This is a genomic window from Paraburkholderia sp. BR14374 (assembly GCF_040948685.1).
Lineage (GTDB): Bacteria > Pseudomonadota > Gammaproteobacteria > Burkholderiales > Burkholderiaceae > Paraburkholderia > Paraburkholderia youngii.
The window spans coordinates 384,626-406,421 of the sequence record NZ_JBFPKF010000006.1 but is presented as its reverse complement, the minus strand read 5'-3'; the positions used below and the strand labels follow the sequence as shown (position 1 = coordinate 406,421).

Here is a 21,796-nt window from a genome sequence, read left to right as displayed (position 1 = left end):
GCTCAGCGACATGGGCCGCGCGCTCGACACGCTCGCGCATCGCGTCGCGCGGGCCATCCCGGGTTTGCGCGGCTTCGTCGGCATCGATGTCGTGTGGCATCCGCAACGCGGGCCGGTCGTGATCGAGGTGAATCCGCGTCTGACGGTCGCTTATGCGGGGCTGTCGGCGGTGCGCGGCAGCGGCCTGACGCGCGCGCTGCTGGCCGCGCACGGCGTGCGACTCGAGCGCTGCCGGGCGGCGCGCGCCAATCCGCTCACATTCGAGGTGCGTCCTTGAGCCCCGCCCGTTCGAACCCGGCGGTGCGGTTCGGCTGGGACGTCGGCGGTGCGCACGTGAAGGTGTCGCTGATCGACGGCAGCGACGCCGTGCTCGACGTCGTGCAATGGCCGTGTCCGCTGTGGCAGGGGCTCGACCATCTGCAACGGACGATCGACCTCGTCTTCGAGCGCTGGCCGCAGGCCCGCACCGAAGCCGCGCAGCATGCGGTGACGATGACCGGCGAGATGGTCGACCTGTTCGCGGATCGCGCCGAAGGCGTGCGCGCGATCGTGGCCGCGCTCGCGCAGCGGCTCGGTTCGTCACTGCGTTTCTACGCCGGCGACGCCGGCTGGCTCGCTGCCGACGACTGCGCGGCCGGCTGGCGCCAGGTCGCGTCGGCGAACTGGCTCGCGACCGCGAGCTGGGTCGCTACCCGCATGCCGAACGCGCTGCTGATCGACATCGGCAGCACCACTACCGACATCATTCCGATCGTCGACGGCCGGGTCGTCGCGCGTGGCGCGACCGATGCGGACCGGCTCGCGAGCGGCGAACTCGTGTATCACGGCGTCGTACGCACGCCGTTGTGCGGCGTCGCGCATCGGATCGAATTCGGCGGCGCCACGCTGAACGTGATGAACGAATGGTTTGCGACCACCGCCGACGTCTACCGGCTGACGGGCGAACTGGACCCGCTGCACGACGTGCAGCCGAGCGCCGACCAGGGACCGAAAACCCAGGCGGCGAGCCGCGCGCGGCTCGCGCGCATGATCGGGCACGACGCGCACGACGCGTCGGACCTCGAATGGCTGCAGTTTGCGCGGCGCTGGCGGGCGCTGCAGGTGCGCGAAATCGGCGCAAACCTGATGCGCGTGGTCGCCGCGCAGCCGGCGCTCGCGGCCGCGCCGCTGGTGGGCGCGGGCTGCGGCCGCTTCCTCGTCGCCGCCTTGGCGCGCGACGAAGCGCGCGGCTATATCGACTTCGGCGCGTTGGCGGGCGTGCCCGATGCCAGCGCGGCGTGGGCGGCGACCTGCGCGCCGAGCGTGGCGGTCGCGCTGCTCGCGGCGCGCGAACCGGCAGCGCAGCGGCGAAGCGCGCGTGGCGAGGCAGCGCGAGCGGCATGAGCTGACCGGCGCGGCGCCGCCCGAAGACGGGGCGCCAGCGCACGAGTAGCGCAAAGAGGGACAGTGGGGACGATTGGGCGAGCGGGACAAGTTCGGTGATGAACGAGGTTGCGAAACGACGCGACCCAGCCGGGCACTCAACTGGACGCGAGGACAACAGTCATGTGGGTGGTCAAGATCGGAGGCAGCCTGAGTCACGACCCGGCACTGCGCCACTGGCTCAGCGAGCTATGCGAAGTCGGCGGCGGACGCGTGGTGATCGTGCCCGGCGGCGGCGATTTCGCGGACAAGGTGCGCCAGTACCAGGGCGAATGGAACTTCGACGATCTGGCCGCGCACAACATGTGTCTGCTCGCGATGACGCAATACGCGCTGCTGATGCAAGGTGTGTCGCCCGAACTGGTGATCGCGTCGAGCGAGGCGAAGATTCGCCGCACGTTGCGCGACGGCCACGTCGCCGTGTGGGTGCCGACCGCGCTGATGCGCGACACGCCCGACGCGATGAGCAACTGGGACACGACCTCCGACAGCCTTGCCGCGTGGCTTTCGACGATGCTCAACGCCGAGCGGCTGATCGTCGTCAAATCCTGTCCGATCGCCGCCGACGATCCGCTCGAAACGCTGGCCGCGTCGGGGGTGGTCGACCGCAAGTTCGTCGACTACGTGACGGATGCGAACTATGTGGTCGAACTGCTCGACAAAAGCAACGTCGCGCTGATGCGCGACCGTTTGCTGAACATTCCGGTGATGTGAGCGGTGGCTATAGCCGCGTCGCGCTCGTCGGGCCCGGCAGCGGCGCACCGCCATCGACGCGGATTTCGCCAGCCGGCCGATGCAACGCGCTCGCCCATTGCGCGACGCGCTCGGGATCGAGCCGCGAGCGGCGCCCGTCGGCGCACAGCGCGGTGCGAAAACCGGCCACGTCGGGCGCCAGCGCACGGATCTGCGGCAGTTGCGCCCAGCCGAGCGCACCGGCGATGCCCACCATCGCGCCGCGCTGACGCGCGAGCCGCAACCAGCGTGCGAGCGAGTCGACATCGACGTGATCGAACAGCGTGCCGCCGTCCTTGCTCGCGGTATCGAACATCAGGCCGGCAAAGCCGAGCGCCGCGGTGTGGCTGACGAGGTCGTCGTCCATGCCGCCGTCGCACAGCAGCACCGGCACGACAGTGGCCGGCAGATTCGCGAGCTGCTCGATGCAGCGGCGCGCGGCTGGTCCGCGCGCGACCCCGACCTTCACATAGTCGACGCCGGCGTCGCTGACGTCGATCACGCGCGCGGCGATCTCGTCGAACGCATCGGCCGGCACGTCGCCGATCGCCGCGCTGATCGGCTTGACCGGATAGCGCGCCCGCAGCTGTCGCGCGATGTTCGTAATGGCGCCGACCGACAGGCCGCCGAGCGCGCCGTCGTTCGGTTCTTTCAGGTCGATCAGCTCGGCGCCGGCGCGTGCGGCATCGAATGCTTCCTCATCCGAGCGGACGCTCGCAAGCAATGCGGTCATCGGGATTCTCCGCGGCAAACGGGTTGAGGGTCTAACAGACCCTAATGATGGGCGGAAGCGGCGGCGTGATTGGCCGCCCCTTCCAGATTCGCGCGGTATCGCGCGACCGCGGCGACGAGCCAGCCCCATGCGGTGCGCTCGTTGTCGCCGGCGGTTTTGTCGATCGCGATCTGCAGATAGGCCATTTCGCGATCGACCTTGTCGGCCGGCAGCATGAAAAGCCGGCTTACCAGAATCGCGCCTTCCACGACCGCCGACTGCGCGCGATTGAAGCCCGCGAACGGCGCGTGGTTTTCGCGGTGCACGCATTTCATCACCAGTACCGGGCGCTCTTTGTCGTCTTGCAGTTCGTCTAGTTCGAGTTCGGCGTGGGCCAGCGATTCGGCCAGCCGCACGCTGGCGACACGGCTTGCGGCCACGGTCGGCCAATCGGTCGCGCAGTGCGTGACGCAGCCCGCGAAGATGCGCACGTCGGTCGTGAAATTCAGCACGGCCGCGCGCGTCGCGACGATGTTCTCGAGCGTAACCGACGGTCGGAAAGGCGCAAGGATGATGCGCTCACCCTCGTAGCGCGCGCCCATCGGCGCGATATGAGGACGGCCATCGCACGCTGCCGTGGTGACGATCGTTTCGTGGATCATGGTTGGGAACGTTTGTCCCGACAGCGCCGGAAGGCCGGCCGTCAGCAGAGGTCAATCACAAACGGGAACCGCAAAGGGGCCGCGGCGTGCGGCCCGGTTGCGGGCTTAACGCGTAGCGACATACATCACGATTTCAAAACCGAGGCGTACGTCGGTGTAGCTCGGAGTCGTCCATTGCATACGTGCTTCCTCCTTCGGTTGAAACTGCGGTTGGAACTGCGGTTCGAACTGCTCTGAGCCGCCGGCCCGGCGAATTTTCATGCCCGATCTCGACGGCAGCCGGCATCACGCAATCTCCATGCCCGTGCGTGTGCCGGCCGGCCAGGCGGGCGCGCATTCGAGGGCTAATACAGCCCTCGGCGAATTGCGCCACGCCATGGCGCTCGCGCGGCTTGCCAGACGCAAGCGTCCGCGCGGTGTGCCGGAAACGAAGCAAAGTGTTCCATCGCGATTGGCCAATCCGATTGCGCTGTCACCCGTGCCCGTCTCCCACACTAGCCGATTCTGCTCCCATTGCCGTTTCATGGCGTGAAAAAGAAACTAACGATGTGATAGCGATAATCGATCCATTAAGTCTGCCAAATAAAATCGTGAATTCCCCTTGGGCGGGTCCGTGCCTACAGTGCAACTCAAGCGCTTCGTTCTTCCGGCAGTGCGCTTGCCACCTTCGAGGACACGTCATGAACGATTTCAGTCAACCGCCGATCCAGCCCGGACATCAAGCGCGCGATCCGCACAATCCGCGCGAGCGGTACGCGGCAGGCGTGATGAAATACCGCGAGATGGGTTACTGGCAACCGGACTACGAACCGAAAGAGACCGACGTGATCGCGCTCTTTCGCATCACGCCGCAACCCGGTGTCGAACCCGAGGAAGCGGCGGCCGCGGTGGCCGGAGAATCGTCGACCGCGACGTGGACGGTGGTGTGGACCGACCGCCTGACCGCGTGCGACATGTATCGCGCGAAGGCGTATCGCGTCGAACCGGTACCGGTGTCGCGCGCCGACGAGCCGCAGTACTTCGCGTACATCGCGTATGAACTCGATCTGTTCGAAGAGGGCTCGGTCGCGAACCTGACCGCGTCGATCATCGGCAACGTGTTCGGCTTCAAGCCGCTGAAGGCGTTGCGGCTCGAAGACATGCGCATCCCCGTCGCCTATCTGAAGACGTTTCAGGGACCGCCGACCGGCATCGTCGTCGAGCGTGAACGGCTCGACAAGTATGGACGGCCGCTGCTCGGCGCCACGGTCAAGCCGAAGCTCGGGCTGTCGGGCAAGAACTATGGGCGGGTGGTCTACGAGGGTCTGCGCGGCGGCCTCGATTTCCTGAAGGACGACGAGAACATCAACTCGCAGGCGTTCATGCATTGGCGCGACCGCTTCCTGTTTTCGATGGAGGCGGTGAACCGCGCGCAGGCGGAAACCGGCGAGGTCAAAGGGCACTACCTGAACGTGACGGCCGGCTCGATGGAGGACATGTACGAGCGCGCCGAATTCGCGAAGGAGCTCGGCTCGTGCATCGTGATGATCGATCTGGTGATCGGCTGGACCGCGATCCAGTCGATGTCGCGCTGGGCCCGAAAGCACGACATGATCCTGCATCTGCATCGCGCGGGGCACAGCACCTACACGCGGCAACGCAATCACGGCATCTCGTTTCGCGTGATCGCCAAATGGCTGCGCATGGCGGGCGTCGATCATGCGCATGCGGGCACCGCGGTCGGCAAGCTCGAAGGCGATCCGCTGTCGGTGCAGGGCTACTACAACGTGTGCCGCGACGCGCACAACGCGGTGGACCTGTCGCGCGGCCTCTTCTTCGATCAACCGTGGGCCGGCTTGCGCAAGGTGATGCCGGTCGCCTCGGGCGGGATTCATGCGGGGCAGATGCATCAACTGCTCGACCTGTTCGGCGACGACGCGATCCTGCAGTTCGGCGGCGGCACGATCGGCCATCCGGCCGGCATCCAGGCCGGCGCGACTGCGAACCGCGTCGCGCTCGAAGCGATGGTCAAGGCCCGCAACGAGGGCCGCGACATTCTGCGCGAAGGGCCCGACGTGCTCGAAGCCGCCGCGCGCTGGTGCACGCCGCTCAAGCAGGCGCTCGATACGTGGCGCGACGTCACTTTCAACTACGCGTCGACCGATACGCCCGATTTCGCCGCTACGCCGACTGCGGCTTAAGAGAGCCGAGCTTTACCCGCCAGCGCTTCACGAGCGCATCCGCAACGTGGTGCCACGGCACCGCGCGGGGCACCGTTGACGCCGCCCTGAACGCGACATCCATCAACGAGGTTCGTCATGCGTATTACTCAAGGAACGTTTTCTTTTCTGCCCGAGCTGACCGACGAGGAAATCGGCCTGCAGATCGACTACGCGCTGCGCCAGGGCTGGGCCTGTTCGGTCGAATTCACCGACGACCCGCATCCGCGCAACACGTACTGGGAAATGTGGGGCCTGCCGATGTTCGACCTGCACGACGCGGCAGGCGTCTTGCAGGAGGTCCGGGCCTGTCGCGAGGCGCGGCCGCAGCACTACATCAAGGTCAGCGCATTCGATTCGGAGCGCACCTTCGAGACGATGCGCCTGTCGTTCATCGTCAACCGGCCGGACGTGGAGCCGGGCTTCCGTCTGTCGCGCCAGGACGCGCAGGGGCGCACGCAGCGCTACAGCATGACGGGCTATGCGACCGACCGGCCGGCGGGCGAGCGCTACGGTGCAACGGGCTGAGCCGCTGATCGGGCACGAGGGTGCAAGACAGGCACACGACAAACCCGCAAGGAGGAGCAATGATTGACGCCGCCATCGTGGACGCACTGCCCGCGTCCACCGCGCACAGCGACGACGCCACGTCCCACATCGACCTCGCGGCGCTGTACCGCGACTCGGGCATCGGCGAGGTGCTCGGCGAACTCGAACGCGATCTGGTCGGGCTCGCGCCGGTGAAGACGCGCATTCGCGAAGTCGCCGCGCATCTGCTGGTCGAACGCGCGCGGGCTTCGCTGGGTCTCGCGGGCGGCGCGCCGACCTTGCATATGTGCTTCTCCGGCAACCCCGGCACCGGCAAGACGACGGTCGCGCTGCGCATGGCCGAGGTGCTGCACCGGCTCGGCTACATCCGCCGCAATCATCTGGTGTCGGTCACGCGCGACGATCTGGTCGGCCAGTACATCGGTCACACCGCGCCGAAAACGCGCGACGTGCTGAAGCGCGCGATGGGCGGCGTGCTGTTCATCGACGAAGCGTACTACCTGTATCGCCCGGAGAACGAGCGCGACTACGGGCAGGAAGCGATCGAAATCCTGCTGCAGACGATGGAGAACCAGCGCAGCGACCTGGTCGTGATTCTGGCCGGCTACGCGTCGCGGATGGAAGTGTTCTTCGAGAGCAATCCGGGTTTCCGCTCGCGCATTGCGCATCACATCACGTTTCCCGATTACGAGGAAACCGAACTGCTCGAAATCGCCGAGCGGATGCTCGACACCATGCATTACCGCTTCGATGCCGCGTCGCGCCGCGCCTTCGCCGACTATCTGGCGCGCCGCATCCGGCAACCGAATTTCGCCAACGCGCGCTCGGTGCGCAATGCGCTCGACCGCGCGCGGCTGCGCCAGGCGAACCGCCTGTTCGCGAGCGCGTTGCAGGGCGGCGAGCCGATCGATGCCGCCGCGCTGACGCTGATCGACGCCGCCGACGTGCGCGCGAGCCGCGTATTCGACGAGCCAATGCAGCCGTCCTCGCCACCGCCTTCCACCGCGCGCGCCGTCACGGAGCCGCCGGGCTGAATCACGACACCATCGAAGGAGAACGCCATGCAGGACGGACGCACGACACTTTCGAAGTTCCTGATCGACACGCTCGATCGCCCGCCGTGTACGGACGACACGCGGGACACGGCGGGACTCTCCGCGCTGCTCATCGACGTAGCGGCCGCCATCAAATCGATCTCGGCGATGCTGACCAAGGGAGCGCTAGGCGGCAACTACGGTTCCGCGCAAACGCTCAACACGCATGGCGAGGAGCAGAAGAAGCTCGACGTCTCCACCAACGAGATTTTCGTGCAGCAATGCGAGTGGGACGGCTTGCTGGCCGCGATGGTGTCGGAGGAAATGGAGCACGTGTACCCGATTCCTCCGGAGTATCCGCGTGGCGAGTATCTGCTTGCGTTCGATCCGCTCGACGGCTCGTCGAATATCGACATCAACGGCGTAGTCGGCTCGATCTTCTCGGTGCTGCGCACGCGCGACCCGGCGGAGGATGCAAGCAGCGAAGCCGCGTTCCTGCGGCCGGGCTGCGAACAGGTGGCGGCCGGCTATGCCGTGTATGGACCCTCGACGATGCTGGTGCTGTCGGTCGGCAACGGCACGCATGGCTTCACGCTGGAGCGCGACATCGGCAACTTCGTGCTCACGCATTCGAACATCCGGATTCCGGAAGAGACCGGCGAGTTCGCGATCAACGCATCGAACGAGCGCTTCTGGGAACCGCCCGTGCGCCGCTACGTGCAGGAGTGCAAGGACGGCCGCAGCGGCTGCCGCGCGCGCGACTTCAACATGCGCTGGATCGCGTCGATGGTCGCGGAAGTGCATCGCATCCTGATGCGAGGCGGGGTGTTCATGTATCCGCGCGACTCGAAAACTCCGGCGATGGAAGGGCGCCTGCGCGTGCTCTACGAAGCGAACCCGATGAGCTTTCTGGTCGAGCAGGCGGGCGGCCTCGCGATCACCGGCCGCGAGCGCATTCTCGAGCTCGCGCCGCGCGCGCTGCATGGCCGCGTGCCGGTGATTCTCGGCTCGAAGAACGAGGTCGAGCGCATTGCGCGCTATCACGGCGAATACGACCGCGGCGAGGACAAGCCGTTCTCGTCGCCGCTGTTCGGCACGCGCTCGCTGTTCCTGCCGGATTTCACGGCGTGATCGGCGACTGAGCGCAAACACAGTCATCCGGAGACAAGCGCATGTCAGTCAAACATCCGATCATCGCGGTGACCGGCTCGAGCGGCGCGGGAACCACCACCGTCATGAAGAGTTTCACGCATATCTTCAGACGCGAGCACATCAATGCGCAGATCGTCGAAGGCGACGCGTTCCATCGCTACGACCGCAACGGCATGCGCGCGGCGATGCAGGAGCGCGAACGCGACGGCGTGCCGAATTTCAGCCACTTCGGGCCGGAAGCGAATCTGCTCGAAGAACTCGAAACGCTGTTCACGCGCTACGGCGAAAACGGCAGCGGGCAGTTTCGCCACTACGTGCACGACACGGCCGAAGCGCAGTTGTACAAGCAGGACGGCGGCACCTTCACGCCGTGGGAGAGCGTCGCGGCCAATACCGATCTGATGTTCTACGAAGGGCTGCATGGCGCGGCGGTGACCGACAAGGTCAACATCGCGCGGCATGCGGATCTGCTGATCGGCGTCGTGCCGATCATCAACCTCGAATGGATCCAGAAGCTGCACCGCGATCAGACGATGCGCGGCTACACGCACGAAGCGGTGGTGGACACGATCCTGCGGCGCATGCCCGACTACGTGAACTACATCTGCCCGCAGTTTTCGCGCACGCATGTGAACTTCCAGCGCGTGCCGACCGTGGACACGTCGAATCCGTTCACCGCCCGCGAGATTCCTCAGCCGGACGAGAGCTTCGTGGTGATCCGCTTCGCGCGGCCGAAGGGCATCGACTTCCAGTATCTGCTGACGATGCTGCACGACTCGTTCATGTCGCGCCCGAACGTGATCGTCGTGCCGGGCGGCAAGATGGGACTCGCGATGCAGCTGATCTTCACGCCGATGATCCTGCAACTGATCGATCGACGCTCGCGCGCCTGACGTTTTTTCGAAGCGCACCCGACGCATGCCGACGTTCATTTCGCAAGGAGAATTTCGATGAGTGCAGTCGCGCAACCGCTTGACGCACCCGCCACGCGCCCGATGGCCGACGCGCTGCGCATGCTCGCGATCGATGCGGTGGAAGCCGCGAAGTCGGGATACCCCGGCATGCCGCTCGGCATGGGCCGAGATCGCGGTGGCATTGTGGGACCGGCATCTGAAGCACAACCCGCGCAATCCCGCGTGGGCCGACCGGGCGAAGCGCGGCGCGTCGCGGACGGTGCGCGTTGAGCACACCGCTCGACAGGATTTCATTTCATATCGAGGAGCACGCAATGGCCTTCATCACCCTGCGGCAACTGCTGGATCACGCGGCCGAACACGACTACGGCGTGCCCGCGTTCAACGTCAACAACATGGAGCAGATTCACGCGATCATGCGCGCGGCCGAGGCGACCGATAGCCCGGTGATCCTGCAGGCGTCGGCCGGCGCCCGCAAGTACGCGGGCGAACCGTATCTGCGCCATCTGGTGCTCGCCGCGCTCGAGGCGCACCCGGACATTCCGCTCGTGCTGCATCAGGATCACGGCGCGAGCCCGGCGGTGTGCCAGCAGGCGATCCGCTCGGGCTTCACCTCGGTGATGATGGACGGCTCGCTATTGCCCGACCAGAAAACGCCGGCCGCGTATGACTACAACGTCGAGGTGAGCCGCCGCGTGGTGGACGCCGCGCATGCGGTCGGCGTGTCGGTGGAGGGTGAGCTGGGCTGTCTCGGCTCGCTCGAAACGGGCACCGCGGGTGAAGAGGACGGCGTCGGCGCAGAAGGCAAGCTGACGCGCGAGCACTTGCTGACCGACCCCGACGAAGCGCGGCGCTTTGTCGATGCGACCGGCGTCGATGCACTCGCAATCGCGATCGGCACTTCGCACGGCGCGTACAAGTTCAGCCGCGAGCCGACCGGCGACATCCTCGCGATCGACCGGATCGCCTCGATTCATTCGCGGATTCCGGACACGCATCTGGTGATGCACGGTTCGTCGTCGGTGCCGCAGGAATGGCTCGCGGTGATCCGCGAGTACGGCGGCGAGATTCCGATCACCTACGGCGTGCCCGTCGACGAAATCCGCCGCGGCATCGCGCACGGCGTGCGCAAGGTCAATATCGACACCGACATCCGTCTCGCGATGAGCGGCGCGATGCGCAAGTCGCTCGCCAATGCGCGCTCGGAATTCGATCCGCGCGCGGCCCTGAAGGCGGCCACCGCCGCGGCTAGCGCGATCTGCATCGAGCGTTTCGAAGCGTTCGGTTGCGCGGGGCAGGCGGCGCGCATCAAGCCGCTGCCGCTCGACACGATGGCGAGCCGCTATCACTGAGGCCACTGGTACGGAGAACGCAATGCGCGAATTCCTGATTGCTCCGTCGCTGCTGTCGGCGGATTTTGCCCGCCTCGCCGACGAAATTCGCGACGTGACGGCGGCCGGCGCGGACTGGATTCATCTGGACGTGATGGACAACCACTATGTGCCGAACCTGACCGTAGGGCCGCTCGTGTGCTCGGCGATCCGGCCGTACACGTCGCTGCCTTTCGACGTGCATCTGATGACCACGCCCGTCGATCCGCTGGTATCGGCGTTTGCCGAGGCCGGCGCGAACCTGATCAGCTTTCATCCGGAGGCGACGCTGCACGTGCATCGGACCATCGAACTGATCCGCTCGCACGGTACGCGCGCCGGGCTCGCGCTGAATCCGGCGACGCCGCTCACGGTGCTCGATCATGTGCTGGAGATGCTCGACGTCGTGCTGGTGATGTCGGTGAATCCGGGCTTCGGCGGCCAGGCGTTCATTGCCGAAACGCTCGATAAGCTGCGGCTGCTGCGCGAGCGCGTCGATACGACGATGCAGCGCACCGGCCGGCCGTTGCTGATCGAAGTGGACGGCGGCGTGAAGGCATCGAACATCGCGCGTGTCGCCACGGCGGGCGCCGATGTGTTCGTCGCGGGATCGGCCGTGTTCGGCGCGAGCGATCGCGCGCAGGCGATTCGCGGCATGCGCGGCGAACTGGCTACCGTCGACGAACCCGCGAGCGTAGCGGCCATGCAGTGACAGCGCGGCGGGTTCAGCGCTTTTTCATCGTCTCGCCCGGCCCGCACCAGACGCTGAGATCTTCTTCCGGCCGGTCGATCGCGCAGCCCCAGTCGAGCGGCTGGTCCTGATCGAAGCGCTTGCCGAGCCGCCACGCGATTTCCGCGCGGGCAAGCTGCACGCCCATATAGAACGCGTGGCCGCCGTCGGTTTCGAGGTTCAGCTGCGGGTACAGCGCGAACGGATCGTCGCCGCGTCGGTGGCCGTCGCGGTTGTACACGTGAATGCCGTCGGCGCTGATCTGCACGCGGAAATTCGGATCACGCACGGCGCGCGCGAATTCGTCGATTTCTTCGGCGCTGTACGGAAACGGCCGTTTCGCGTGGACCGTCGCGAGTTCGCTGCTGATGCCCTTCGGCAGCACTTGCGCATCGCGCGCGGCATGCATCACACGGCGCGCGATATCGGCTTCGCGCAGCGCGCGCCGCGCATGCAGACTCACCGAAGTCGTCAGCACCGCGCCAACGCGTAATTCCGCCGCCATGCCGAGCAGCACCGCATTGATGCCGCTCGTGTCGGCCTCGGTCAACTCGGTCACGTTGCCGATGCCCATCATGATCGCGATGTCGGGATAGCGCTCGCGCAGACGCACGTAGCGTGCGATCGACGTGGCCAACCCGAACGGAATCGGATCGAGAATCGGATCGGCGAGAAACGCGCGGCCGCGCGCGGAGAGCGCGTCGATCGCGGCGTCGAGCGAAGCGGAATCAGCGGGTTCGCGCGCGACGAGGATCGGCGTCGACGGCACTTCGTCGGCGATCCACAGCGTATCGACGTTCAGGCTCATCAGATAGTCGGCGCCCGCGCGGCCGCCGCGCAGCAGTTCGTCGTTGCGCATCGAATCGACGCTGACGCGATAGCCTTCGGCCTTCAGGCGCCGCACCGCGTCTTCGAGATGCGGAAACGGCGTGTCCGGCAGACAGCCGATGTCGATCACGTCCGCGCCCTGGGCCGTATACTCGCGCGCCCTTGCCGCGATGCCGTCGAGGTCGAGCCGCGGCGCATCGACGATCTCCGCGAAAATCTCCGTGTCGTAGCGGCTCAGGTCGAACGGCTTCGCCTTGTGGCCGAAAAACTGCGGCAAGTCCTTGACCTCCTCGGGGCCGCGTTCGAACGGCACGCCGTAGTGCGCGCTCAGCGTGTCGAGATCGCCGCGGCAGCGGCCCGGCACGATCACGCGCTGCGCGGCAAGCGGCGTGGGCACGCGGCGCTGGATCATGTCGGCGGTCATCAACGCGGCAACCTGCAGGCCGATTTCGCGCACCTCCCAACTGAACGGCGCCGGCGCCATGCCGTCGAGCACGCGCCGCAGGCTCGGTTCGGCAAGCCGGCCGGTCAGGAAGAGGATGTGGTCCATGCGAGATCGAGGGTCGCGAGGCGTTGGGCGAGTGCCGCTTCGAGTTCGTCGAGCGAGCGCGCGAGCGTCGTGTATTCGAAACGTGCCAGACGCTCGACGTTGTCGAGCTCGATCGCCCGTGGCCGCAGTTCGACCCATTCGTCCGGGCTATGCGTGATCACGCTCGGTTCGGTGTCGCATGCAAAGACGATGCCGGGGATGCATTGCTTGCCGGCCTGCGCGTACATGTTGGTCGGCAGCGTATCGGAGATGCCGTAAGCGCATTTGGCGACCGTGTTGCTGGTGGCCGGCGCGATCACGACCGTGTGATAGACGCCGTGATACAGCATGCCAACCGGCACGCCGCTCGCGCTGTTGTCGCGCAGCACGCGGAACTGTTCGCGCAGCTTGTCGAGCGGCCAGCCGTACAGCGGCAGCACTTCCTCGGCCGCCGCGGACAGAAACAGATCGACGCGCGGCAAGCGCCGCGCGAGCGCGATCGATTCTTCGAGCATGTGACCGGAGCCGGTCACGCACCACGCGAAGCGCGCATCCGGCTTGAAGTCGGTGAGATCGCGGGCGGCCTTGGGCGCTGACTCGTTGGGGGACGACTGGGTCATGCGTCTAGATCGAGCGGCATGCCGTCCGGCGGCGAGCCTTCGTGCGACAGCCGGATATGCAGCCGGCGCATCTTGCGGTACAGCGTGTTACGGCTGATGCCGAGCGCCTTCGCGACGTTGCTGACGTTCCAGCGATGCTCGTCGAGCAGCGACAGCACCGTCTCGCGCTCGTTCAGCTGGATCGCGTTCAGCGAAGAAATGTCCGCTTCGTCGGCGAGCTGCCCGTCCATGTCCGCGTTTGCGAGGCGCAGCGCGGTCGGCAGATCGACCGCCGACGTGCGTTGCGTGACCTCGGGCGGCAGATGCTCGCAGCTGATCGGCTCGCCGTCGGACAGCGCAATGGCCATCTGCAACACGTGACGCAGCTGACGGATGTTGCCGGGCCACGCGTAGGTGAGCAGCGCGTGTTCGGCTTGCGGCGTCAGATCGGGCGGATCGTCGGTTTCGCTGGCGAGCAGATGATGGATCAGCGGCAGCTTGTCGACGCGCTCGCGCAGCGCCGGCAGATTCAGCTCGACGCCCTTGAGCCGGTAGTACAGGTCCTCGCGGAACTGGCCGCTCTGCACGAGTTCCATCAGATTGCGGTGGCTCGCGCTGATCAGCTGGAAATTGACCTTGACGGTGGTCTCGGCGCCGAGCGGCGTGACCTCGTGTTCCTCGATCACGCGCAGCAGGCGCGCCTGCAGCACGAGCGGCATGTCGCCGATCTCGTCGAGGAACAGCGTGCCGCCGTTGGCCTGCACGATCTTGCCGCGCCGACCTTCGCGCTGCGCGCCGGTAAATGCACCGGCGCGATAGCCGAACAGCTCGCTCTCGATCAGGTTCTCCGGCAGCGACGCGCAATTCACCGGCACGAACGGACCGTCGGCGTGCGGGCTGATGCTGTGCAGCGCCTGCGCGAAGACTTCCTTGCCGGTGCCGGTCTGGCCGCGCAGGACGATCGGAATCTTGCGCTGGATCACGCGCGCGGCCAGCTGGATCTGCGAGGCCATGCGCGGGTCGCCGAATTCGAGGTGCGCGATCTCGTCGAGCTTCGGCACCGGCGCGTGCTTGTCGTGCTTCTCGTGTTTTTCCGGGGCGCTGCTGCGGATCGCGGAGTCGGTGACGATCACCCGCGTCACGCGCCCGCTGCCGTTCTGCGGCGTCTGCGCGACGAGGAAAAAACGGTTCGTCGCATTCGCGCTGTAGACGGTGACCGGATGGAACGAGCCGCGAATGCTGCGCGCGATCATGTCTTCGAGCGACGCGTTGAACGCTTCCTCGATACGCCGGCCGCGCAGCTCGGCGAGCGAGCGGAAGCCGAGCTGGAACAGCGCGCTGCGGTTCGCGGCGAGCACCGTGCTGTCGTCGCCGACCGCGAGCTTGCCGCCGTGCAGCGTGCCGACGAATTCCGGGCGGCTGTGGAAATGAATCATGTTGGCGTGCCGGTAGCGCGCATCGAGCAGACGGTTTTCGATCATCTGCCGCGACATGCCGACCAGTACCAGCGAGTGCTGCTGCAGCAGCTTCGAGCGGCTGGTGACGTCGAGCACGCCGGCGATTTCGCCGCCGTCGTCGAAGATCGGCGCGGCCGAGCACGTGAGCGACGTATAGCGCGGATAGAAATGCTCGTGCTGACAGACGGCGATGCAGTCGCGCTCCGCGAGACAGGTGCCCATGCCGTTGGTGCCGGCTTCGCGTTCGCTCCACAGCGCGCCGACGCGAAAGCCGTCGACGGCGACCGCCTCGGCGAACGGCACGGACGACACCTGATGCACGATCACGCCGCCGGAATCGACGAGCACGACCGCGAGCTCGGGGTCGGCGAGCTGCTGATAGAGCGTCGTCATCTCGAGCTTCGAACACGCTATCAGATCGCCGAGCGCCTCACGGCGCGCGCTGAGTTCGTATTCGGTGAGCACCGGCGGCGGCACGAAACGCGCGGGGTCCAGCTGGAATTCGTTGATGCAGCGCGTCCACGACTGAGCCACGGGTTCGCTTGTCGGGCGCGTGGTCAACTGATGGTTGACCACGTTCAGAACTTCCCGGACGTGCGTACTGCTGTCAGCGAGCAACGACATGGGATTCGTCTCCGTTGCGTCATTTCGCAAGCGTGCCTGCATTGCACGCTGCGAATGCCGCTTTATCAAGCCTGTCTGCCCTTGGTGCGGCGGGTTCTGGGTCCGCCTGCTCCCTCGCGACCGGCCCTGCTACGAGGCGGGTATTTAAAACTGTACGCTCGATGCAAGACAGGTTCAACAGAAAGTGACTGTGGGTTTACCTCACCGTGCCCGGAATTTGCTTTTCTCGATGCGCGATGCGTTAAACGTTTTGCAGGTTGCATGCCTGTCGCAGCTTCGACACAGAGTGTGCCGCGCGTCGCTCAGTTCTGTTGTTCTACTGTTGCATCGTTCGCTCTTCATCATAGGCTGTTCAATCTTGGGCCGCGCCGCGGCGGAGACCATCATGGATCGTATCGATACTGTTCGCCTTGCCGCATTTTCCAGCCTCGGCGCGAATCCCGGCTCGCAAGCCGGCGCGTTGCCCGAGCGTCTCGACATCGTGTTCATCGAGAACTTCATCGGCCAGACGGTCATCGGTATCGACAGCAGCGAGTTGCATGTTGCGCAACCGGTGCGCGTGAATCTGGCGATCGGCGTGCCCGCGATCCGCGCGTGCGCGACGGACCGGATCGAAGATACGGTCAACTATGCGGCCGTGCGCGAGGCGCTGCTGGAGCTATTCGCGTCGCATCGCGTGCGGCTGCTGGAGGCGCTCGCCGAGACGATCGCGCAACTGTTGATTGCCGACTTCGGCGCGCACTGGGTGCGGGTGTCGCTCGCAAAGCCTGCCAAGTTCGCCGACCTCGCGGCCGTCGGCGTGCAGATCGAGCGGCGTCGCGGCGATGGCCCGGCGGCCGCCGTGGGTCTCGCGTGTTACGCGTCGCTCGGCAAGGGGCTGGTGCCGAATTGACGGGGAGAGCGGGGCGCGCCCGACGCCCGGCGCGCCTCCAACCGTCGTCATTTCGCCACGGTCGACGTTTTCTGCGGACCGAGTCCGCACGCCTGATACGCGCTCGTTTGCAGCGCGCGGAATTTCCTGGTTTGAGCCTTGGCGTGATCGACGCGGAATTCCGCGCCGCCTTCGCCGCCGAGCGTCGCGTACTTCGAGAAGGTCGACTGGTCGACGAATTCGTCGTACGGCAACGACGCGGCCATCTTGTCGATTACGCACGAGCACTTGTAGACGTTCGCGAAATCGTGGCCGTTATCGTCCATGCAGCTGAGCACGTATTCGACGCGGCCCTCGGTCGGATAGTTGTAGCCGCCCGCCCACGCGAGCGGCGCGGCGAGCATGAGCGAGGAAAAGGCGAGAAGCGCGCGACATCTATTAGTCATTGAATGCCTCTGCGAGAGCATTGAACCCGCTTCGCGAACCGCTGCGCGAGGGCCATGCCTTGCGGCCGCGAGGCGACAGGGTGGGCGAGGAGGCGGGGCCGCGAGCGGCGCCGCGTCTCCTGCGCTGGCATGCACCGTCAGTTCGGCGCGAACGGATGCGCGACGGTGCCCTTCTTGGATACTACTTCAGCCGCGCTCGGCTCGCCGCTGACCGCGCGCTTGATGGCCTCGCGCGTCGCCTGATAGTTGAACTGCTGGATCTTCTTGTCGTCCTCCGCCTGCCAGTGGATGAAGACGCCGACGCAGAGGAACAGATCGTCGGCTTCTTCCTGCGGGATCGTGCCGTCCTCGACGCTGTCGGCCACCGCTAGCGCGACCGCGTGCTGCGCCGGGCCGAACATCTGCACGGCCTGCTTGGCGCCTTTGATCGTCACCTTGTTGAACAGGATCGTATTGGGCTTCGTGATGAGATTCGGCGCGACGACGGCGAGCAGCGACGTGAAGCCGTCCTTGTTGTTGGTGAGCGCGTTGCAGAACGCGGTTTCCGCAGCCGAACCTCGCGGTCCGATCAGCAAGTCGATATGCGCGACCTCGTTGCCGTCGCCGACTAGCGACTCCCCGATCATGACGCGGTTGATCTTGGCCATTCTGTTCCTCCAATGAGTAGGTATGGACCTGCTGACGAGGCGCCGCCCGCGATCGTGTCCGGATTCAGCATCGCGAGAGCGGTGCGGGATTGCACGGCGGTACTAACTAACAGGTTCCGTGCCAGTTCTGGCACCCGGCATGCTGATGCGCCAGTTCGGCGCGTGTTCAGTGCAGACGATTCAGGGTTAACCGCGCCCTTCGATGCAGCGCGCAACGAACAGCGTGGCCACCGCGAGGTCCGCGCTGGTGCCGGGATTGATCGCGCGGGCCTTCAATTCGGCATCCCAGGCATCGAGTTGCGGATCGCTTGCCGAGCGGCGCGCGGCGGGCCGCGTTTGGCGCCAGCGCGCGTGCTGTTCGCGTGCCACGAGCGTGACACTCTGCGCCAGCGCGAGGCCGTGCTTGCGCACAATGTGAGAGTCGGGCCAGCCGGCGAGGAACGCGAGAAACACATTGAGCATCGCGATTTCGCCTGGATCGACGGGCGCGGGTTCGGACGCTGGCGTCGAGGCTTCGAAGCAGGCGGTGAGGCCAGTGTCGAACAGGTCCGCGAAACCGTTCGCGTACTGCCGCGCGATGCTGTCGCGCTCGCTGGCGAGCCGCATCGCGTCGCGCAGGCCGATCGTCGGCGCTGCGTGGACCGATTGCTCGGGCGCGTCGCCGAGGCCGCCGGGATTGGCGAGCGCGATCGCACGATAGGCGAGCCGCGCATCTTCGACGTCGAGCCGGCTCAGCACGTCGCCGACGGCCGCGCGCCACGCTGGCGCCGTCAGCGGCCGTTCGCCGGTTTCGTCGAGGGCCGCGGCGAGCGGCGCGATCAGCAGCACGATGCCGAGATTCGTATTGCAGCCGACGGCCGCGCGCGTCCGTGTGACCGCGTCGAGAATGCGCTGTCCGACGCGAGCGCCGCGCGCGAACAGCGCGTCGCGCGATGCGTGCGCGCTGGCGAGGAACTGCGCCGCGTTCATGCCGTGGCCGGGACTTTGGGCGCTGACGTTGCCGGGTTTCGGCGTGGTGACGTCGAGCGCGCAGGCTTCGAGGAAGGCTGCGCGCGCATGCTCGACGGAGATTGCATGACGGATGGGCATGACGCTCAAGCCCGGCGCTGCGGAGACTGCACGGGCAACCCGGCGCTAGCGGCTCGCTCGGCTTGCTCGTTCGCGCGGCGCTGCGCGGCGAGCTTGCGATCGAGCAGATCGTCGACCAACGCCGCCGCGACATCGAGCGGCACGACCGACTGCAAACCGCGCCACGCGGCCACGCCGTTGACTTCGAGCACGAGCGGCAGCGCGGCGTCGTCGGGATTCGGGATCAGGTCCACGCCCGCGTAGTCGAGCCCGAGCGCGGCGGTGGCGCGCACGGCGGTCTGCGCGAGCGGGACCGTCAGCTCGTCGGCCTCGCAGCGCGCGCCTTGCGCGACGTTGTGAATCCAGCCCTTGCCGCCGCTGCGCCGCATCGCCGCGACCGCCTTGCCGCCGATCACGAGCACCCGCCAGTCGAAACCGGGCCGGGCGCCGGCAACGAAGCGCTGCAGATAAGCGACCTGCCGATAACGCGCGAGCGACGGCAGCGGCGCGAGCAGCCCGCCGCGCGCGCCGAGCCGTTTGAGCCCGTGGCCTTGCGAGCCGAACAGCGGCTTGAGCACGACCTGGCGGCCGGCGGCCGCTTCGCGCATCAGGACGCGTTGCGCGAACGCGGCGGACTCGCCGGCCCAGGTGGCCGGTGTCGGCACGCCGGCGCGATGCAGCAGGAAGCTCGTCATCGATTTGTCGACGCTGCGCTCGATCGCGCGGGCGTCGTTGTAGACCGGTACGCCCGACTCGCGCAGCGCGTGCAGGATGCCCAGGCGCAGCGTCACCTGCTCGAAAGTGCCGCCGGCGATGCCGCGCACGAACACCGCATCCGGCAGCGTGCGGCCGAAGCCCGGGATCACGAGGCCGTGCGGCAGCCACGTGGTGTCGATGCGGCAATCCGCGAGATCGACGCAACGCGCTTCGGCGCCGCGCGCGCGGAACGCTTTCTTCAGCCGGCCGGTGTGCCAGCCGGTTTCGTCGCTCATGATCGCGATGCGCAGGCCCGCTGTGATCATCATCGCGCGACGGGCTCGCCGCCCCACTGTTGGCGCAGCAGGCCGCCGTCGAGCTGGCCGCCATGATAGGTCGCGCCGCTTTCGAGGCTGCTGACCCATACCTCGGCGGGCGCGAACAGCGCGGGGTCGATCTGATAGAAGTCGAAGTTGACGGCCGTGAACACGTCCGCGAACGGCCGGCCGTGGTCGCGCGAATGGGCGGACGGCAGCGTGTCGGCGAGACGTCGCGCGATCTCGTCGTGCCGGACCGTCAGATGCACGCGGCCGCCGTACAGGATCGCGTCGTTGGTGCGGCCCATCGCCTGAATGCCGTCGGGCGCGGGCGGCGGCAGCGGCGCCGAGCCCGTGCCGGCGACGATCTCGTCGAGCGGCACGCCGAGCACGTGCACCTTGTGCAGCGCCACTTCGACGACGCGGGCCACGACCTGTACCGTTCCCGCGACAGAGTGTGTCGGCGTGACGATCAGCGTCAGATGTTCGGGCGTGAGGCCGCAGTCGTGCAGCACCTTGTCGATCACGACCTGCGGCGGCAGGCGGTCCACTTCGAGCACCAGCGCGCCGCGTTCGTGGCGGTCGCGATAGCCGAGCTCGTCGAAGAGCGGCTCCTTGACCGCGAGCGCGCGCGCGGGCCCCGAGCCGAGCGAAAAGAACTTCTTGCCGCCGGTCTGCTCCCTGGTCGCCGACAGGCTCCAGCCCGCGTACTGGCTGCCGAGGCAGGCGAGCACCGGCGCCGAGGTGCTGACCTCGAGCATCGTCGGCCACAGCGGCGCGGCGTCGAAGTTCGCGCGTACCGCGACGCTGCCGAGACCGCCCATGCAGATGCGCGCGATCAGCACGCCGGCGTCGAGGCTGCCGCGTGCGTCGACGCCGGCGTCGGCGATCATGGTGCCGGCGGGCGTGCGAGTGAGCGCGACGCCGAGATGTGCCGCCTGATCGACGAGCCGGGCGACGAGGCGCTCTGACAGCGCATTCACGCTCGGCGGCGCGGTGGGCGGGGATGTCTCAATGGGCGTGGAAGCAGGCATGGTCGGGCTCATCGCAGGTTTCGATTCGTTGGACGACGCGTTCGTGCTGCGCATCGAGCGCGGTGCGCACCGCGTCCGTCGACGCCGCTCGCACGAGCAGCGTGCAGACCGGCTGCCCGACGTCGATGCGGGTGCCCGGCATCGGCACGTCGCGGCATTGCGGATCGCGCAGGCAGGCGTCGGAGAACGCCGCGGAGACGTTGAACGGCCGCTGCGCGAACAGCACCCGCTGGCCGGCGCGCCAGCGCGGCGCGCGGGCGAGCGCGAGGCTCGCGGCCGACGGCGCGCGGCCGTGGCGGCACGCGTCGAGGTGGCAGGCGAGCAGGCCGGCTGGCCACGCATCGGGCGACGCGGTTTCGTAGAGCGCCATCGTCGACGAAGGGCGCGGGTTGATTTCGAGCACGTCGAACGAGGTGCCGTCCGACAGAAAATCGCAGCTGTTGATGCCGACGAGGCCGGTGCTTGCGCATAGCGCGTCGAGCGCTTGCTGCACCTGCGCGACGAAGGCTGGCGGCAAGTCGATCGGCCCGATCGAGCCCGCATGCACGAAGCGCAGATCGCCGATCGCGCAGGTGAGCTGCTCGGCGAAACCGATCAGATGCGCGCGGCCGTGCGCGCCGATGAACAGCGCCGACAGCGAGCGGCCTTGGCCCATGCGCTGGAAGTAGCCGTGCGCGGAGGCGCTCGTCAAGTCGATAGAGTCGGCGGGCTGGATATGCGTGCCGCCACAGCCATCCGCCTGCTTGAATAGCCAGCCCTCGGCTGTCGCCGGCCGCTCGAACGACACAGCCGGATGCCCGATGCGCAACGCGTCGAGCAGCGCGAAAAAACGCCGCGGCTCGCGTACGGCCGCGATCGCCTCGGCATCGTTGCCGAGAAAGCGCGGCAAGCCGGGCTCACGGCACAAGTCAGGCATCAAAGGTTCGAGCCCGCTGCCGCCGATCCAGCCAAGCAATCCTGGCAACCGCGCGACGCGCGCAAGCGCATCGACGAGCCGCGCCCGGTCGATCCCGAGCGCGCCATCACCGCCGCCGATGTCGAACCACAGTTCGGCGGCCTCGCGCGTGTCGCGGTCGCCGAAGATATCGAGCGCGGCGACATGCAGGCCGGCGCGCGCCGCAGACTGCGCGAGCAGGCGCGCGGACTGCCCGACGACCGCGACGATGGGCGCATGCATGAGCGGCCGGTGCGGCTTCATGACGGCC

General features: G+C 67.1%; 24 protein-coding genes and 1 pseudogene. 13 read left to right on the top strand and 12 right to left on the bottom strand.

From position 1 onward, the window contains the following. The 3 genes from AB3X86_RS17840 to AB3X86_RS17830 form a co-directional block, all read left to right on the top strand. On the top strand, nucleotides 1–277 hold a 277-nt coding region (locus AB3X86_RS17840; protein ID WP_368596982.1), incomplete at its 5' end, for an ATP-grasp domain-containing protein. Next, nucleotides 274–1,383, top strand: coding sequence for a hydantoinase/oxoprolinase family protein (locus tag AB3X86_RS17835; RefSeq protein WP_368596981.1), 1,110 nt, complete (start codon nucleotides 274–276; stop codon nucleotides 1,381–1,383). The genes AB3X86_RS17840 and AB3X86_RS17835, both read left to right, overlap by 4 nt. A gap of 162 nt (nucleotides 1,384–1,545) precedes the next feature. Further along, nucleotides 1,546–2,136, top strand: coding sequence for an aspartate kinase (locus AB3X86_RS17830; protein ID WP_368596980.1), 591 nt, complete (start codon nucleotides 1,546–1,548; stop codon nucleotides 2,134–2,136). Between the two features lie 7 nt (nucleotides 2,137–2,143). On the opposite strand, the gene AB3X86_RS17825 is transcribed toward AB3X86_RS17830, so the two are convergent. From AB3X86_RS17825 to pqqA, 3 genes are all read right to left on the bottom strand, one after another. Then, nucleotides 2,144–2,887 carry a (5-formylfuran-3-yl)methyl phosphate synthase gene (locus AB3X86_RS17825; RefSeq protein ID WP_368596979.1) on the bottom strand — a complete coding sequence of 248 codons (744 nt, stop codon included), beginning with the start codon at nucleotides 2,885–2,887 and terminating at the stop codon, nucleotides 2,144–2,146. A 41-nt stretch (nucleotides 2,888–2,928) separates the two neighbouring features. Further along, nucleotides 2,929–3,528: a DUF447 domain-containing protein gene (locus AB3X86_RS17820; protein ID WP_368596978.1), complete on the bottom strand. Its 600-nt coding sequence runs from the start codon at nucleotides 3,526–3,528 to the stop codon at nucleotides 2,929–2,931. Nucleotides 3,529–3,633: 105 nt separating this feature from the next. Then, entirely contained in the window at nucleotides 3,634–3,789 is a 156-nt protein-coding gene (pqqA, locus tag AB3X86_RS17815) for a pyrroloquinoline quinone precursor peptide PqqA (RefSeq protein WP_368596977.1), read from the bottom strand. Here pqqA and AB3X86_RS17810 point away from each other — a divergent pair. The 9 genes and pseudogenes from AB3X86_RS17810 (at nucleotide 3,788) to rpe (ending at nucleotide 11,457) form a co-directional block, all read left to right on the top strand. After that, on the top strand, nucleotides 3,788–4,060 hold the full coding sequence (locus AB3X86_RS17810) for a hypothetical protein (RefSeq protein WP_368596976.1): 273 nt from the start codon (nucleotides 3,788–3,790) through the stop codon (nucleotides 4,058–4,060). The genes pqqA and AB3X86_RS17810 overlap by 2 nt on opposite strands. Nucleotides 4,061–4,208: 148 nt before the next feature. Further along, the gene (locus AB3X86_RS17805) at nucleotides 4,209–5,708 is read left to right on the top strand and encodes a form I ribulose bisphosphate carboxylase large subunit (protein ID WP_368596975.1); all 1,500 of its coding nucleotides are present in this window, start codon (nucleotides 4,209–4,211) and stop codon (nucleotides 5,706–5,708) included. A 117-nt stretch (nucleotides 5,709–5,825) separates the two neighbouring features. Beyond that, a complete protein-coding gene (locus AB3X86_RS17800; RefSeq protein WP_368596974.1) occupies nucleotides 5,826–6,254 on the top strand; it encodes a ribulose bisphosphate carboxylase small subunit in 429 nt (142 codons plus the stop codon). Nucleotides 6,255–6,313: 59 nt separating this feature from the next. Beyond that, nucleotides 6,314–7,309 carry a CbbX protein gene (cbbX, locus tag AB3X86_RS17795; RefSeq protein ID WP_368596973.1) on the top strand — a complete coding sequence of 332 codons (996 nt, stop codon included), beginning with the start codon at nucleotides 6,314–6,316 and terminating at the stop codon, nucleotides 7,307–7,309. A gap of 27 nt (nucleotides 7,310–7,336) precedes the next feature. After that, nucleotides 7,337–8,440 (top strand): class 1 fructose-bisphosphatase, encoded by a 1,104-nt coding sequence (locus AB3X86_RS17790; protein WP_368596972.1) that lies wholly within the window; start codon nucleotides 7,337–7,339, stop codon nucleotides 8,438–8,440. Nucleotides 8,441–8,481: 41 nt separating this feature from the next. Further along, complete coding sequence (locus AB3X86_RS17785; protein WP_368596971.1) at nucleotides 8,482–9,354, top strand: phosphoribulokinase; 873 nt, start codon at nucleotides 8,482–8,484, stop codon at nucleotides 9,352–9,354. 57 nt (nucleotides 9,355–9,411) lie between these two features. Then, nucleotides 9,412–9,610: pseudogene (locus AB3X86_RS17780) on the top strand (hypothetical protein); the annotation flags it as partial. A 79-nt stretch (nucleotides 9,611–9,689) separates the two neighbouring features. After that, nucleotides 9,690–10,727 (top strand): class II fructose-bisphosphate aldolase, encoded by a 1,038-nt coding sequence (gene fba / locus AB3X86_RS17775; protein ID WP_368596970.1) that lies wholly within the window; start codon nucleotides 9,690–9,692, stop codon nucleotides 10,725–10,727. A gap of 22 nt (nucleotides 10,728–10,749) precedes the next feature. Continuing rightward, nucleotides 10,750–11,457: a ribulose-phosphate 3-epimerase gene (gene rpe, locus AB3X86_RS17770; protein WP_368596969.1), complete on the top strand. Its 708-nt coding sequence runs from the start codon at nucleotides 10,750–10,752 to the stop codon at nucleotides 11,455–11,457. 13 nt (nucleotides 11,458–11,470) lie between these two features. Here the strand turns inward: rpe and AB3X86_RS17765 are convergent, their stop codons facing one another. From AB3X86_RS17765 to AB3X86_RS17755, 3 genes are read right to left on the bottom strand one after another with little or no spacing between them, the layout of a single operon-like run. After that, entirely contained in the window at nucleotides 11,471–12,853 is a 1,383-nt protein-coding gene (locus AB3X86_RS17765) for a DUF6513 domain-containing protein (RefSeq protein ID WP_368596968.1), read from the bottom strand. Continuing rightward, nucleotides 12,832–13,452: a flavoprotein gene (locus AB3X86_RS17760; RefSeq protein ID WP_176367497.1), complete on the bottom strand. Its 621-nt coding sequence runs from the start codon at nucleotides 13,450–13,452 to the stop codon at nucleotides 12,832–12,834. Before AB3X86_RS17760 ends, AB3X86_RS17765 begins: the two co-directional genes overlap by 22 nt. After that, nucleotides 13,449–15,512, bottom strand: coding sequence for a sigma-54-dependent Fis family transcriptional regulator (locus tag AB3X86_RS17755; RefSeq protein WP_368596967.1), 2,064 nt, complete (start codon nucleotides 15,510–15,512; stop codon nucleotides 13,449–13,451). The genes AB3X86_RS17760 and AB3X86_RS17755 overlap by 4 nt, the downstream gene beginning before the upstream one ends. Nucleotides 15,513–15,897: 385 nt before the next feature. On the opposite strand from AB3X86_RS17755, the gene AB3X86_RS17750 reads away from it, so the two are divergent. Next, nucleotides 15,898–16,404, top strand: coding sequence for a dihydroneopterin aldolase (locus tag AB3X86_RS17750; RefSeq protein ID WP_368596966.1), 507 nt, complete (start codon nucleotides 15,898–15,900; stop codon nucleotides 16,402–16,404). 47 nt (nucleotides 16,405–16,451) lie between these two features. Here the strand turns inward: AB3X86_RS17750 and AB3X86_RS17745 are convergent, their stop codons facing one another. The 6 genes from AB3X86_RS17745 to AB3X86_RS17720 all read right to left on the bottom strand — a co-directional run bounded on the left by AB3X86_RS17745 (nucleotide 16,452) and on the right by AB3X86_RS17720 (nucleotide 21,789). Then, nucleotides 16,452–16,829, bottom strand: coding sequence for a hypothetical protein (locus tag AB3X86_RS17745; protein ID WP_176107507.1), 378 nt, complete (start codon nucleotides 16,827–16,829; stop codon nucleotides 16,452–16,454). Between the two features lie 137 nt (nucleotides 16,830–16,966). Next, entirely contained in the window at nucleotides 16,967–17,476 is a 510-nt protein-coding gene (gene fae / locus AB3X86_RS17740) for a formaldehyde-activating enzyme (protein ID WP_176107508.1), read from the bottom strand. 186 nt (nucleotides 17,477–17,662) lie between these two features. Then, entirely contained in the window at nucleotides 17,663–18,565 is a 903-nt protein-coding gene (locus AB3X86_RS17735; RefSeq protein WP_368596965.1) for a triphosphoribosyl-dephospho-CoA synthase, read from the bottom strand. A 5-nt stretch (nucleotides 18,566–18,570) separates the two neighbouring features. Beyond that, on the bottom strand, nucleotides 18,571–19,569 hold the full coding sequence (locus AB3X86_RS17730; RefSeq protein WP_368596964.1) for a RimK family alpha-L-glutamate ligase: 999 nt from the start codon (nucleotides 19,567–19,569) through the stop codon (nucleotides 18,571–18,573). After that, complete coding sequence (gene mch / locus AB3X86_RS17725) at nucleotides 19,566–20,591, bottom strand: methenyltetrahydromethanopterin cyclohydrolase (protein ID WP_368596963.1); 1,026 nt, start codon at nucleotides 20,589–20,591, stop codon at nucleotides 19,566–19,568. The genes AB3X86_RS17730 and mch overlap by 4 nt, the downstream gene beginning before the upstream one ends. Then, the gene (locus AB3X86_RS17720) at nucleotides 20,569–21,789 is read right to left on the bottom strand and encodes an ATP-grasp domain-containing protein (RefSeq protein ID WP_368596962.1); all 1,221 of its coding nucleotides are present in this window, start codon (nucleotides 21,787–21,789) and stop codon (nucleotides 20,569–20,571) included. The genes mch and AB3X86_RS17720 overlap by 23 nt, the downstream gene beginning before the upstream one ends. Between the last annotated feature and the right edge of the window lie 7 nt (nucleotides 21,790–21,796).

Excerpts from the sequence above, each read along its gene's own strand:
- AB3X86_RS17830 (WP_368596980.1), top strand. The coding sequence starts at position 1,546 with ATGTGGGTGGTCAAGATCGGAGGCAGCCTGAGTCACGACCCGGCACTG.
- AB3X86_RS17825 (WP_368596979.1), bottom strand. The coding sequence starts at position 2,887 with ATGACCGCATTGCTTGCGAGCGTCCGCTCGGATGAGGAAGCATTCGAT.
- AB3X86_RS17820 (WP_368596978.1), bottom strand. The coding sequence starts at position 3,528 with ATGATCCACGAAACGATCGTCACCACGGCAGCGTGCGATGGCCGTCCT.
- AB3X86_RS17810 (WP_368596976.1), top strand. The coding sequence starts at position 3,788 with ATGCCCGATCTCGACGGCAGCCGGCATCACGCAATCTCCATGCCCGTG.
- pqqA (WP_368596977.1), bottom strand. The coding sequence starts at position 3,789 with ATGAAAATTCGCCGGGCCGGCGGCTCAGAGCAGTTCGAACCGCAGTTC.
- AB3X86_RS17805 (WP_368596975.1), top strand. The coding sequence starts at position 4,209 with ATGAACGATTTCAGTCAACCGCCGATCCAGCCCGGACATCAAGCGCGC.
- AB3X86_RS17800 (WP_368596974.1), top strand. The coding sequence starts at position 5,826 with ATGCGTATTACTCAAGGAACGTTTTCTTTTCTGCCCGAGCTGACCGAC.
- cbbX (WP_368596973.1), top strand. The coding sequence starts at position 6,314 with ATGATTGACGCCGCCATCGTGGACGCACTGCCCGCGTCCACCGCGCAC.
- AB3X86_RS17790 (WP_368596972.1), top strand. The coding sequence starts at position 7,337 with ATGCAGGACGGACGCACGACACTTTCGAAGTTCCTGATCGACACGCTC.
- AB3X86_RS17785 (WP_368596971.1), top strand. The coding sequence starts at position 8,482 with ATGTCAGTCAAACATCCGATCATCGCGGTGACCGGCTCGAGCGGCGCG.
- fba (WP_368596970.1), top strand. The coding sequence starts at position 9,690 with ATGGCCTTCATCACCCTGCGGCAACTGCTGGATCACGCGGCCGAACAC.
- rpe (WP_368596969.1), top strand. The coding sequence starts at position 10,750 with ATGCGCGAATTCCTGATTGCTCCGTCGCTGCTGTCGGCGGATTTTGCC.
- AB3X86_RS17765 (WP_368596968.1), bottom strand. The coding sequence starts at position 12,853 with ATGGACCACATCCTCTTCCTGACCGGCCGGCTTGCCGAACCGAGCCTG.
- AB3X86_RS17760 (WP_176367497.1), bottom strand. The coding sequence starts at position 13,452 with ATGACCCAGTCGTCCCCCAACGAGTCAGCGCCCAAGGCCGCCCGCGAT.
- AB3X86_RS17755 (WP_368596967.1), bottom strand. The coding sequence starts at position 15,512 with ATGTCGTTGCTCGCTGACAGCAGTACGCACGTCCGGGAAGTTCTGAAC.
- AB3X86_RS17750 (WP_368596966.1), top strand. The coding sequence starts at position 15,898 with ATGGATCGTATCGATACTGTTCGCCTTGCCGCATTTTCCAGCCTCGGC.
- AB3X86_RS17745 (WP_176107507.1), bottom strand. The coding sequence starts at position 16,829 with ATGACTAATAGATGTCGCGCGCTTCTCGCCTTTTCCTCGCTCATGCTC.
- fae (WP_176107508.1), bottom strand. The coding sequence starts at position 17,476 with ATGGCCAAGATCAACCGCGTCATGATCGGGGAGTCGCTAGTCGGCGAC.
- AB3X86_RS17735 (WP_368596965.1), bottom strand. The coding sequence starts at position 18,565 with ATGCCCATCCGTCATGCAATCTCCGTCGAGCATGCGCGCGCAGCCTTC.
- AB3X86_RS17730 (WP_368596964.1), bottom strand. The coding sequence starts at position 19,569 with ATGATGATCACAGCGGGCCTGCGCATCGCGATCATGAGCGACGAAACC.
- mch (WP_368596963.1), bottom strand. The coding sequence starts at position 20,591 with ATGCCTGCTTCCACGCCCATTGAGACATCCCCGCCCACCGCGCCGCCG.
- AB3X86_RS17720 (WP_368596962.1), bottom strand. The coding sequence starts at position 21,789 with ATGAAGCCGCACCGGCCGCTCATGCATGCGCCCATCGTCGCGGTCGTC.